6 protein-coding genes are annotated in these 12,365 nt (G+C 67.6%); 3 read left to right on the forward strand and 3 right to left on the reverse strand.

All coding sequences use genetic code 11. The annotated features are described in order from the left end of the window. The first annotated feature begins 96 nt into the window (after positions 1-96). Positions 97-537: an Lrp/AsnC family transcriptional regulator gene (locus tag C7449_RS09400; protein WP_108002516.1), complete on the forward strand. Its 441-nt coding sequence runs from the start codon at positions 97-99 to the stop codon at positions 535-537. Between the two features lie 147 nt (positions 538-684). On the opposite strand, the gene C7449_RS09405 is transcribed toward C7449_RS09400, so the two are convergent. The 3 genes from C7449_RS09405 to C7449_RS09415 form a co-directional block, all read right to left on the reverse strand. Further along, positions 685-6,426, reverse strand: coding sequence for a translocation/assembly module TamB domain-containing protein (locus tag C7449_RS09405; protein ID WP_108002517.1), 5,742 nt, complete (start codon positions 6,424-6,426; stop codon positions 685-687). Positions 6,427-6,535: 109 nt separating this feature from the next. Next, entirely contained in the window at positions 6,536-8,455 is a 1,920-nt protein-coding gene (locus C7449_RS09410) for an autotransporter assembly complex protein TamA (RefSeq protein ID WP_108002518.1), read from the reverse strand. Between the two features lie 278 nt (positions 8,456-8,733). After that, on the reverse strand, positions 8,734-8,985 hold the full coding sequence (locus C7449_RS09415) for a glycine zipper domain-containing protein (RefSeq protein ID WP_108002519.1): 252 nt from the start codon (positions 8,983-8,985) through the stop codon (positions 8,734-8,736). Between the two features lie 408 nt (positions 8,986-9,393). Here C7449_RS09415 and C7449_RS09420 point away from each other — a divergent pair, with 408 nt between their 5' ends. Both C7449_RS09420 and C7449_RS09425 read left to right on the forward strand, forming a co-directional pair. Beyond that, complete coding sequence (locus C7449_RS09420) at positions 9,394-9,882, forward strand: (2Fe-2S)-binding protein (protein WP_108002520.1); 489 nt, start codon at positions 9,394-9,396, stop codon at positions 9,880-9,882. A gap of 130 nt (positions 9,883-10,012) precedes the next feature. Beyond that, entirely contained in the window at positions 10,013-12,364 is a 2,352-nt protein-coding gene (locus C7449_RS09425) for a xanthine dehydrogenase family protein molybdopterin-binding subunit (RefSeq protein ID WP_108002521.1), read from the forward strand. Position 12,365: the final 1 nt, after the last annotated feature.

Here is a 12,365-nt window from a genome sequence, read left to right on the forward strand (position 1 = left end):
TTTTGCGATTATTGCCCCTCACGGCGTTGGCAAAAAGAGGGTAAACTGGCACATGGAAGGCGGAAAACAGCGTTATGACAAGCAGGTGAGAGCAGAATGATAAGTCTCGACGATCTCGACCACGCCCTCATCAGCGCGCTTCGTCATAATGCACGCACGCCGGTCTCCTCGCTTGCGGCAATGACCGGTACGTCGCGGGCGACGGTGTCGGCGCGCATCGACAGGCTCGTGCAGTCGGGCACCATCGCGGGGTTCACGATCCGCACCGGCGCCGAGCTCAGCGGCAGCGGCGTTCGCGCCGTCGTGATGATCGAAGTGCTCGGCAAGATGGCCGATCGGGTCGCCGCGCAATTGCGCGGGCTGCCGCAGGTCCGCGCCCTCCATTCGACCAATGGCCGCTGGGACTTCATCGCCGAGCTGGAGGACAAGGATCTCGGCACATTCGACGAGACCTTGCGCCGCATCCGCCTGATCGACGGGATCAACTCGACGGAGACGAACATCCTGTTGAAGACGACCAAGAACGCGCTGGCCTAGCCGGCGCGCAACACACCCGACTGCCACCGTGATCGTCGGCTGCAGCAATCTCCTGCGGCGTCCCGACGTACAGTGCCGCAGGCGGTGCTGCCAGCGGCGCGGCCGCACTCGACGAAGCGCCAGCTGCCATCCCGTCGGGGCCGATCGTCAGTATTCCTTTTCGTAGAAGATGCCGGCGGCGCCGCCGCCGTCGCTGCCGGCCTCGCCGCGCAGCTTCACGCCCCGGCCGATGTCGAGGTTGATCGCCGCCTTGCCGCCGCCCGTTTCCGGATCCTGCTTCAGCTCGAGATAGGTGCGGTCGTTCAGGTACTTGCCGGCCGAGACCTGGGCACGGCCCTTCGAATCGGTGGTGATGTCGAGGTCGTCGATGCCGAGCTTGCTGCGCAGGCCCTCGAGCAGGGAACCGCTGCCGCCGCCGGCGAGATCGCTTACGGCCGCGGCCAGCTGGGCGATCTGGAAGGCGGAGAGGTTGGTCATCGAGCGGCCGAAGATCAGCCGCGCCAGGATCTCGTCCTGCGGCAGGGCCGGCGAGGAGGTGAAGCTCACCGTCGGGTCGTTGGCGGGGCCGGTAATGGAGATGTTGATCGTCGTCGCGGCGGCGCTGGTGGTCGCGACGAAATCGATCGTCGGAACGAGGCCGCCGGTGAAGCCGATGTGGCCGCGCGTGAAATCCAGCCGCTTCGCCAGGATCTCCAGCCGCCCGCGCCGCAGGTCGAAGCCGCCGGAGACGACCGGGTCCAGCGAGGTGCCGCGCAGCGTCAGGCGGCCGCCGAGTTCGGCATTGACGCCGCGGCCGCGCACGAAGATGCGGCCGGGCGCGTCGACCTGCAGGTCGAGGCCGATGGCGCGCGGTTCGCCGCCACTGCTGCCCTGGTCGTCCCGGAGGGCGGCCGCCATCGCCTCGACGCTGCGCGGTGCGTTGCGGTGCTTGATGTCGATCTCGGAAAGCGAGCCCGGCAGCTTCTGCGGGATGGTGATGTTGGCGCGGCGGATGTCGATGCGCCCGCCCAGCACCGGCCCGGCCAGCAGCGGGCCCTTGAGGGTCAGGTTGCCGTCGATATTGGCGTTCACCAGCCGGCCGTCGACATAGGTGACGTTGTCCAGTTTGATCGACAGGTCGGCCGGGAAGTTCGAGCCGGCGACGATGCCGACGGTGCCGGTCGCGGTGATGCGGCCGCCGGTGGCGACCCGGCCGCTCAACTGCTGGATCACGGCCTCGCGGCCGTCGAGCGAGACGCGGCCGGCGAGGTCCTCGATCGCGAGGTTGCGCCGCACGTCCACCATGCGGCTGCCGGACGTGGAGACCGTGCCGGTGATGGATGGGGTCTGCGCCGGTCCGCGCACCGCCAGCTCGACCGTCGCGTTGCCGCTGAGCACGAAGCCCTGCTCGCCGAGCGGCGCCTGGATCACCGCGAAGGGCAGGGTGCCGGAGACGTTGAGGTCGAGCTGCATGGCGCCGGTGACACCGGCCGTGCCGCCGCCGCTGAAGGCAAGCCCGTCGGGGCCGGAAAGCCGCGTCTGCACGCTGACCGCATTGTCGTCGAAACTGCCGTCGGCACTGATCGTCAGCGCGCCGACGCCGGCGGCCCGCGTCTGGCTCGTCGCCGCGCCGTTCCAGGTCAGCGCATAGGTCGCCTGCGGTGCGGCGGCGGTGCCTTTGACTTCGACGGTGCCGGCGATGGTGCCCTCGGCGCCGAGCTCGGGAGCAACAACGTTTGCGAGGCTCGCCGGCACGGCGTCGACCCGCACGGCCAGGGCAAGCCGTTCACCCGCCGTGCCGCTGACGGCAACCGTGCCGCTGCCGGTCTGGATCGTGACGCCATCCGTCGCGACGGTGCCGCCGCGAACCGTCAGCACGCTCGGCCGGGCGAGCCGGAGGGCGATCCCGCGCGGGGCCGCCTCGAGCGTGTCGAGGCCGATCGCCATGCCATCCGGCCGTTGCTCCACCGAACCGTTGATCGACACCGGCGCGCCGTCGTGGCGGGCCTTCAGGTCGAAGGTGGTCTTCGGCCCCTGCTGCTCGAAGCTCACGGCCAGCGCCTCGAGCCGGTTGGCGCCGGAGGCAAGCGCTTCCGCCTGCACCGTGCCCGAAATGGCGAGCGCGCGAAGATTGTCGCTCTTCAGGTCGATCCGTGGACGCTCGATGCGAAGCTGGTCGCGCGTCATGCCCGAGCCGCTCGCCTGCACGGTGAGGGCCGTCTTGCCCCCGGCGGCATGGATCGTCGCCGAACCGGCAAGATCGCCCTTGGCCTGCTGGCCGGCCATTGCCGCAAGCAGCCCGATGTCGGGGAAATTGAACGTCACGGTGCCGTCGGGCAGGAAATCCGCGTTGAGCTTCAGCGCGCCGGTCAGCACGTTTTCGCCGATCCGCGCGTCGATGGACGGGATCGAAACGGTTCCGTCCTGCGAAACGATGCTCGACCTGACATTGATCGCCTGTCCGCCGATCGCGCCCGTCGCCATGAGGTTGCCGGACGGCGCGTTGCGGTCGGCGGTGCCGTCGAGGGTGACGACGAGGTCGCTCAGGGCGCGGCCGGCAAGCTCGGCGCCGCTTGACTGCAACTCGGCCTTGACGCCGAGCGCGGTCAGGGGACCGGAGGCCGTCGCCTCGAAGGTGGCGCGGCCGCTTGCGTCGGCGAGCAGCTTGCCGAGGTCGGGCAGGGTGCCGGAAAGGCTGGCCTCGAGTTTCTGATCGGCAAGTTTCGCGGTACCCTTGGCCGTGACGGCGTCGGAGGCGAGGTCGAAGGACTGGGCGGTAACGGTGCCGTCAGGCGCGCGCACCAGATCGGCCGTCAGCCGCAGCGGCTTGTCGAGGCGTGCGGCAAGCGCCGCCGGCAGCGCGCCCGCCGCCGCCGTCGCCTCGAGCTTTACTCCCGCCGAGCCGTCTTCCCGGACGAAATGGCCATCGGCCTTCATGTTCATGGCGGCCCCGTCGATCGCGACGTCGCTGAAATCGATGCGCTCGGGGGTTACCGAAAGTGCCGCGGTCGCGTTCAATGGCGCCTGCAGCAGCCGGTTCGCATCAACGTTCATCAGATCGAGCATGCCGAGCTTGGCGCCGAGCTTCATATTGCCGCGCCGCCCGATCAGGTCGAAGGATTCGCTGCTGACGACGATGTCGGCATCGGAGACCGCCGCCTGCGGCGTCTGCGCGGACTGGATTGTGGCCGCAAGCGAGACCGCCGCCGCCTTCAATTCGCCCGACAAGGTCAGCTGCGCCGTCTTGATGCGCGCCACCGCCGTGCCGCCGCCGTCGAGCGGCAGGCGATACTCCGCTGGACCGTCGGCGCCGGTCAGGTTGACCGCGAGGCTGCTGTGGCCGGCCGGATTGGCCGAGCCGGAAACCGAAATGACGCCGCCGGCGGCGTTGACCTTGAGATGGTCGAACCGGATGTCGCCGCCGGCCATGGTAATCGAGGCGGCCTCCTTAAGTGTCAGCGGGAAGCCGGCCACCACGGCATCGAGCGTCTTCAGCGCGATGACCGTTGCGTCCTCGTGGCGCATGACATCGCCCTTGAGCGCGAGCGGGGCGTTCTCGAAGCGGCCGGAAACATTGAGGCCCGTGGTGTTGCCCGAATGGGTGAAGGCGACGACCGGCGCCTCCAGGTCGTTCTCGCCGGCGCGGAGCACGTCGGCTGCCAGCGTGCCCGATACGACAAGCGCCCGCAGGTCCTCGACTTCGGCCGTCAGCACCGGCTTGAGGATCGCCGCGGCGTCGCGGCGGATTTCGGTTCCCTGCGCCGTAAGCGCGAGCGAGCCCTTGCCATCCGTGTTCTTGAAGGTCAGCGAGCCGGTGAGGTCGCCGGAAAGGCTCTGGCCGGCGAGCGTCGCCAGCGTGGCGAGTTCCGGGAACTCGAAGCCGATCGTGCCGTCCGGCATCAAGCCCTCGCCAAGCGTCAGCGAACCTTGCAGCCGGTTCTTGCCGACGGTCCCCTCCAGCGTCGGCACCACGATCTGGCCAGCGTCGGAGCGGACGCTGGAGCGCAGGTCGATCGGCTGGCCGTTCATCGCTGCGGTGACTGTGAATTCGCCGGCGGGCGCGCTTGCCGAGGCCTTGCCCTGCAGGTCGAGGGTGATGTTGTCGAGGGTGCGGCCCGAAAGCGCCAGCCGGTCGGAAGTCACCTTCGCCTGCACGTTGGGGCCGTCCAGTGGACCGCTAGCGGTGGCGTCGAAGGCAACCTGGCCGCTGCCGCCGGCGATGAAGGCACCGGCGTCGAGCAGGCGGCCGGCGAGCTTCACCTGCAGCGATCCGTTCGCAAGTTCGGCCGCGCCGGTCGCTTCGGCGATGTTCGATTTCAGCGTCAGATCCGTCAGCGAGACGCGGCCCGGCCGGATGGCGGCCTGCCCGTTGAGGGCGATCGTCCCTTCCACCTTCGCAGCGGCAGCGTCCGGCAGGACGCCAGGGGCGGCGAAGAGCTGGAAGGCGGCCGTGCCGGTCTTAGAGGCGATGTGGTAGGCGCCGGTGATCTGTCCGCCGATGCTGCCGCTTTCGATCGAGACCGGTTCGAAGGCGACCTGTCCGGACGAAAATGCGAGCGCTCCCTCGACCTTCAGCGGCGTGGCGACGAGGCGGTCGAGATGCGGGTTCGACATCGCCGAGCGTTCCGCCGTCAGGACGACGCTCGCATGGCCGCTTTTCGTCGACAGGTTGAGATCGGCGCTGCTGGCGGTCAAAAGCACGCTTTCAACCCGACCCTGCGGCAGGGTCGCATTGGCGAGATTGACGTTGACGTTGACCGCGGTCGCATCAGCCGGGCCGGAGGCGACGACTTGCACCCCGTAGAGGTCGGCGGCGAGCGTTCCTTCCGCAAGCGGCCAGCGGATCGGAATCGGCTTCTGTCCGGCACCGGTCAGCCGCACATTCAGGTCGTTGTCGCCCTTGGTCTGCAGCGTGCCGCCGGCGTTCAGCGCCAGAGCTGCGGTGGTGACCAGCCCGCGGTCGATCCGCAGCACGCTCGCGCCGTCGGTGGCGGCGCTGACGTCGATCGCCGTGGTGCCTGTGAACAGCGGGCGCAATTGCGGCGGCAACAGCGCCTCGAAGGTTCCGCCGCCCTTCAGCGCCACGGTGTGCACCCCCGCCGGCGAAAGCGCATGGCGGGCGTCGAGCTCGACCACCTGGCTGTCGTCGACGGATGCGGTCAGTCGACCGTTCCATTGCGACAGTGGCCCGTCGCCGGTCAGCTTCAAGGCGACGGCCGGCTCGCCGGGGAGACCCAGCGCGTGTGCCAGCATTCCGCCGGGCGGTTCTGAGACGTCGGCGTTCAGCCTCAGTTCGTTCGCGCCGGGATTGAAGGCCAGGTCGGCGACGGCCGAGGTGCCGGCGTGGTCCTTGTCCGCCAGCGCCACTTGCAGCGCCACGCTCTGCCGGTCGTAGCCGCCGCTGCCCGTCAGGCGCAGGTGCTGCTCCTTGCCGGCCACCGCCTCGGCGAGCCTGATGTCGGGAATTTCGAGGCTGTCGACCTGGGCGGTAATGGGCAGCCTGAAGGATTTCCCGGGGGAGGTCTGCGGCTGCTTGACGGCTGCAACCGGGCGGCGGGACATGGCGAGCGACCCGGCCGATGCCCGTTCGGCGTTGAACTGGAGGAAAAACAGGTCCAGCGGCGCCCAGTCGACGGAGACGTCATGCAGTTCGGCGAAGATCCCGTCCCGGTCGGCAAGCGTGATCGCGCCGGCCCGGAAGCGCCCCGTCAGCAGCCCCGACGGTTTCGAAATCGCAACGCGGGTGTTTGAGCCGGCCGTCGCATCCTCGACGAAGGAGGCGGCCAGGCGCGCTCCGGGGTCGGTGAAGCCGACGAAGCCGATCGCGATCACGAGAAGGAATACGACCAGGGCAACGACGTAGCCGATGTAACGAAGCGCCTGCTGCAGGATTTTGAGAAACCGGTCCATGATTCAAGTCCTACCGCATCCTTCCCGAAACCGGAATCCGTTTCCGGTCCGGCCTGGCAGTTTCAAGCCACCGCCCTCCGTCGGTCGAGCGCGGTGTCCCCTGGCCGGTTCAAAATGCCTGGCCGATACCGGCATAGATGCCGAAGGAGTCGCCGCCCGGATAGGGGTTCAGCGGCACGGCAACGTCGACCCGGATCGGCCCGAATGGCGTTGCATAGCGGAACCCGAGGCCGGCGCCGGCCCGGATGTCGTTGAAATCGGGCAGTTCGTCACGCCCGACCGTGCCGACATCGAGGAACGGCACGATGCCGATCTTCTCGGTGACGCCGACGCGCGCCTCTGCCGATGCCAGCACATAGGAGCGCCCGCCGAGCGGCTTTCCGTCGTCGTTGCGCGGCGAAATGTCCTGGAAGGCGTAGCCGCGCACCGTCCCGCCACCGCCGAGATAGAAGCGGCGCGGCGCCGGGATATCCACCAGCCTGTCGCCGCCCACCAGCGTCCCGGCACCGAGCCGGCCGGCCAGGATCAGGCGATCCTCCGCACCGAACGCCCGGTAGCTGGAGACCGCGCTCTCGAAGCTCGAAAACACGGTGCCCCCGACGAACTCGTAGCTCGGCTTGGCGTTGATCATCGCCCGGTAGCCGCGCATCGGGTTGAGCTTGTCGTCGCGGGTGTCGCGGACATATTCGATCGGCAGGGCGGCCGTCAGATAGGTGTTGTGGCCGAAGGCGTCGTCGACGTCCATCCACGCGCCCTCGGTACCGAAGGACAGCGTGTCGATGTCGGTCAGCTCGAAGCTCGCGCCCGCGGCGAGCGTGAGCGTCTTGGCGTCGTAGGCGTCGGTGTCGGTCACGGCGGCCTTGAGGCTGGCGGTGAAGGTGGAGGCGGGACCGAACGCCCCCGGCTTGGCGAAGATGAAACCGGCGGAATAGTCGAGTTCGTTGACGCCGTTGCCCTGGCCGATCCCGTTGATCGCCCCCTCGATCCGCAGCGATTCGGCGCGGCCGAACAGGTTGCGGTGTCCCCAGTAGCCCTGCAGGCCGAAGCCATCGATGGTGGAGAGCTGCGCACCCGCCCCGAAATAGCGCTGCTTGCCCTCCGAAACCTCGATCGTCAGCGGCAGCGTGCCGTTCGGGGCCAGCTGGTTCGCCTCGCGGATGGTGACGCTGGAGAAGACGCCGAGCTGGCGCAGCCTGTCGGCGGCCTTGGCGAGCCGCTCGGGCGAATAGGGCTGCCCCGCATTGATTCGCGAATAGTATTTTACGAAGCCGGGATCGACGTTCTTCGTGCCGGTCACGGCGACGTCGCCGACATCCGCCACCGGCCCGCCTTCGGCACGGATGACGACGTCGACCGTGTTGGTCTTGTGATCGGCGGTGGCGCTGCGGTCGACGAGCTTCGCAAGCGGGCGGCCCTCGGCCTTCAAGTCCGCCACCACCTGCTCGCCGGCCTTGATGATGATGGTCGAGTCCGCCCGGGCGCCGCGGACGAGCCCGTAGTCTGCAGGGTTGCGCCCGGCGGCGTCGCCCGCAAGCGTCACCTTGTTGAAGGTGAAGACCGGACCGGGGCGAACCGTCACGCGGACCGGCACCTTGCCGGCGGGGAAATCGGGAATGGGCGGCAGCGCCTCCAGCGGCGTCCCGGCGATCCGCACCTCCACGACGCCACCATAGCGGGCCTTCTCGTAGAGCGCGGCAAGGATGCGGTCGCGGTCGTCGCGCGCCTTGATGACGAGGCCGAGGTCGCCGGAAACCGGTTTGCCTTCGTCCTGCTTCAGAAGCGAACTGGCCTCGATCGCGTCCTTCAGTTCGGTGTCTTCGGTACCGGTATCGAGCGTCAGGGTGTAGTTGACCGGATCGATGACCTCCGGTTCCTCCTCCTTGCTCTCGAAAAGCGTCAGGCCGAAAATCTTGATGGCGTAGGCCGGCGTGGCGGCAAGCGGCAGCGCGACAAGCACGGAAGCGATCACCAGACTGGTGCCCGCCCGCAGATACGCACTACCCCATCTCGGCCGGTTACGCTGCCGCATACGCTTTCGTTGCCCTTCCCGTTCCGACGAACGGCCGGTCGCCCCGGCCCTTCCTCAGAGTGTGCGGCCCTCAAGTCCGAACGACGGACCGGCGCGCCACGCAGGCTCGCTCTGAGCCTAGCGCGTTAGCATTTCCCTAAGATTAACGGCGGTTCTAGCCCGGGGGGGCGGAAAAATTGAACCGGCAGGCGGATTTCCACGGCAGGCGTTGCATTCATGCAAAAAGACCCCGGGCAAGCCGGGGTCTCGTCGATGTGCCAATGCGATGCGCTTGAGGATCAGCAGTTGTCGATGTAGCGGCGGCCGTAGCGGTCGCGATAGTAGCACTGACCGGGCTGGTCGGTTACGTGGCCGATCAGGGCGCCGCCGACGCCGCCGATGGCGGCACCGACCGCGGCACCCCGGACGTTGCCGGTGACCGCGCCGCCGATGATCGCACCGGTGGCTGCGCCGATGCCGGCCCCCTTCTCCGTCTGCGTGCAGCTTGCGACCGACAGGCCGATCAGCACGAGCGCGATGGCTTTCTTCATGCAAAGCTCTCCATGGTTGAGCGGGCGCGCTGCCGGCGCCAGCTTGTCGCGTGTCCCCGGATCGGCCGTGGCCGATCACTTGTAGGTTCTGTCACGGGCGCGGAGAATACGGACGAAAACCGGGAAGTCCATGGGCGCAAAGTATTTTTTTGGTTGCTGAATAAAGCCGGCTCGCCTGCCGTCTATCTCTGCTCGCGACCAAGATTTTCGCGCCGCCGGCAAAGAAGCGGTTGATCACAGATTGAAAAGGACGAATGATGCGCTGGCTGCCGGGCAGGACGTCGAGGAGGGACGCCGGGCCCGACCGCAGCCGCAGGATTTCGCAGGTGTGTCGGGTTTTCGAATTCGCTGCCTTAGCTGCTTTCGGATCCGAGGTGCCTCGCGCGTGGAACCACGAGGGAGGAACGAATGACGAAAGTTACGATGACGGTCAACGGCCGGCAGGTCAGCGGTGAGGTGGAGGACCGCACGCTGCTCGTCCACTTCATCCGCGACAAGCTCGGCCTGACCGGAACCCATGTCGGCTGCGACACCTCGCAATGCGGCGCCTGCGTCGTGCACATGGACGGCAGGTCGATCAAGAGCTGTTCCACCCTGGCGGTGCAGGCCGCCGGGTCCGAGATCCTGACCATCGAAGGCCTGGCAAAAGACGGCGAACTGCATCCGGTGCAGGCCGCCTTCAAGGCCAATCACGGCCTGCAGTGCGGCTTCTGCACGCCGGGCATGGTGATGACCGCCGTCGACATGATCAACCGCTATGGCGGCAGGCTCGACGAGAAGACTGTGCGCGAAAACCTGGAAGGCAACATCTGTCGCTGCACGGGCTACCACAACATCGTCAAGGCGATTCTCGCCGCGGCGGCGGAGATGGGCGCCGGTCGACAGGCGGCCGAGTAGGTTCGTCGCAGAGAAATAGCCAATAGCCTTGGGCAAGTCCGATGGTGTTGGCGGCCAGAAGGGGCGCTCTGTTGGTCGATCCGGATGGCTGCTTCCTGTCGGCTCGAAGTATCTCGGGAGGAGATGACTGATGGGTGCGGAAGGTATCGGCGCGCGGGTGGCGCGCAAGGAAGACAAGCGGTTTTTGACCGGCAAGGGCCGCTACACGGACGACATGGTCGTGCCGGGCATGAAGTATGCGGTGTTCGTCCGTTCGCCGCATGCGCATGCGAAGATCAGGAGCATCGATGCGTCCGAGGCGGAGAAGATGCCCGGCGTCATCGCCGTCCTCAACGGCCAGCAGCTGCTCGCCGACGGGATCGGCAACCTGATCTGCGGCTGGATGATCCATTCCAAGGACGGCAGCCCGATGAAGATGGGCGCCTGGCGGCCGCTGGCGCATGAGACCGTGCGCTATGTCGGCGATGCCGTCGCCGTCGTCATTGCCGACAGCGTCGGCGAAGCACGCGACGCGGCCGATCAGGTCGTGGTCGACTACGAGGAACTGCCCGCTGTCACCGACGCGGTAACGGCATTGCAGCCCGGCCAGCCGCAGCTTCATCCAGAAGCGGCCGGCAATCTCATCTACGACTGGGCGCTCGGCACCAGCGAGGCCGACACGGATGCGGCGATCGCGGCCGCCGCCCACGTCACCGAGATGAAGATCGTCAACAACCGGCTGTCGCCGAATCCGATGGAGCCGCGCGCCGCGCTCGGCATTTACGACAGCGCCGAGGACCACTACACCTGCTACACCACCAGCCAGAACCCTCATGTCGCGCGCCTGGTGATGAGCGCCTTCTACAACGTCGCGCCGGAAAACAAGCTTCGGGTCATCGCCCCCGACGTCGGCGGCGGCTTCGGCTCGAAGATCTACATCTATCCGGAGGAGATCGTCTGCCTGTGGGCGTCCAGGCGGACCGGCGTGCCGGTCAAGTGGACGTCGGACCGCACCGAGGCCTTCCTGACGGATGCCCACGGCCGCGACCATGTCTCGACCGTCAAGATGGCCTTCGACAGCGACAACCGGATCACCGCCCTGAAGGTCGACACGATCGCCAATTTTGGCGCCTACATGTCGCTGTTCTCCGCGGCGGTGCCGACCTATCTCTATGCGACGCTGCTGTCCGGCCAGTATGCCATCCCGGCGATCCACGCCAACGTCCGGGCGGTCTATACCAACACCGCACCGGTAGACGCCTATCGCGGCGCCGGGCGGCCGGAGGCCACCTATCTGCTCGAGCGCACCATCGAGACGGCAGCGCGCGAACTCGGCGTCTCGCCGGCCGAACTGCGGCGGAAGAATTTCATCCGCTCCTTCCCCTACCAGACGCCGGTCATCATGAACTACGACGCCGGCGACTACGAGGCCTCGCTCGAGGCGGCGATGAAGCAGGCCGACTGGGCCGGCTTTGCCACCCGCAAGGCGGAGGCCGAGAAGCGCGGCAAGAAGCGCGGCATCGGCATGAGCTGCTACATCGAGGCCTGCGGGATTGCGCCCTCGGCCGCGGTCGGTTCGCTCGGCGCCGGCGTCGGCCTGTGGGAATCGGCCGAGGTGCGCGTCAACGCCGTCGGCACCATCGAGGTGCTGACCGGATCGCACAGCCACGGCCAGGGCCACGAGACCACCTTTGCCCAGCTCGTCGCCGATCGCTTCGGCGTGCCGATCGACAATGTCTCGATCGTTCACGGCGACACCGACAAGGTGCAGATGGGCATGGGCACCTACGGATCGCGCTCCGGCGCCGTCGGCATGTCGGCGATCGTCAAGGCGCTCGACAAGGTCGAGGCCAAGGCGAAGAAGATCGCCGCCCACCTGATGGAGGCGGATGAGAGCGACGTCGTCATCGAGAACGGTGAGCTGAAGGTGGCCGGCACCGACAGGTCGGTGCCGTGGTTCCAGGTGGCGCTGTCGGCCTATACCGCCCACAACCTGCCCGCCGGCATGGAGCCGGGGCTGAAGGAGGGCGCCTTCTACGACCCGTCCAACTTCACCTTCCCGGCCGGCTGCTACATCTGCGAGGTCGAGATCGACCCGGAGACCGGCAAGACCGAGATCGTGCAGTTCGTCGCCGCCGACGACTTCGGCAACATCATCAACCCGATGATCGTCGAGGGCCAGGTGCATGGCGGCATCGCGCAAGGGATCGGCCAGGCGCTGCTTGAAGGCGTGCACTACGACCCGCAGTCCGGCCAGCTCTTGACGGCGAGCTATATGGACTATGCCATGCCGCGCGCCGACGACCTGCCGTCCTTCCAGGTCTCGCATCAGAACACGCCCTGCCCGAACAACCCGCTCGGTATCAAGGGTTGCGGCGAGGCCGGCGCCATCGGTTCGCCGCCGGCGCTGATGAACGCCATCACCGACGCGATCGGCAACAATGATCTGACCATGCCCGCGACGCCCCAGAAGGTCTGGGCAGCGGTCCATGCGACCCATTGAG

It is taken from the genome of Mycoplana dimorpha (assembly GCF_003046475.1).
GTDB classification, from domain to species: Bacteria; Pseudomonadota; Alphaproteobacteria; order Rhizobiales; family Rhizobiaceae; genus Mycoplana; species Mycoplana dimorpha.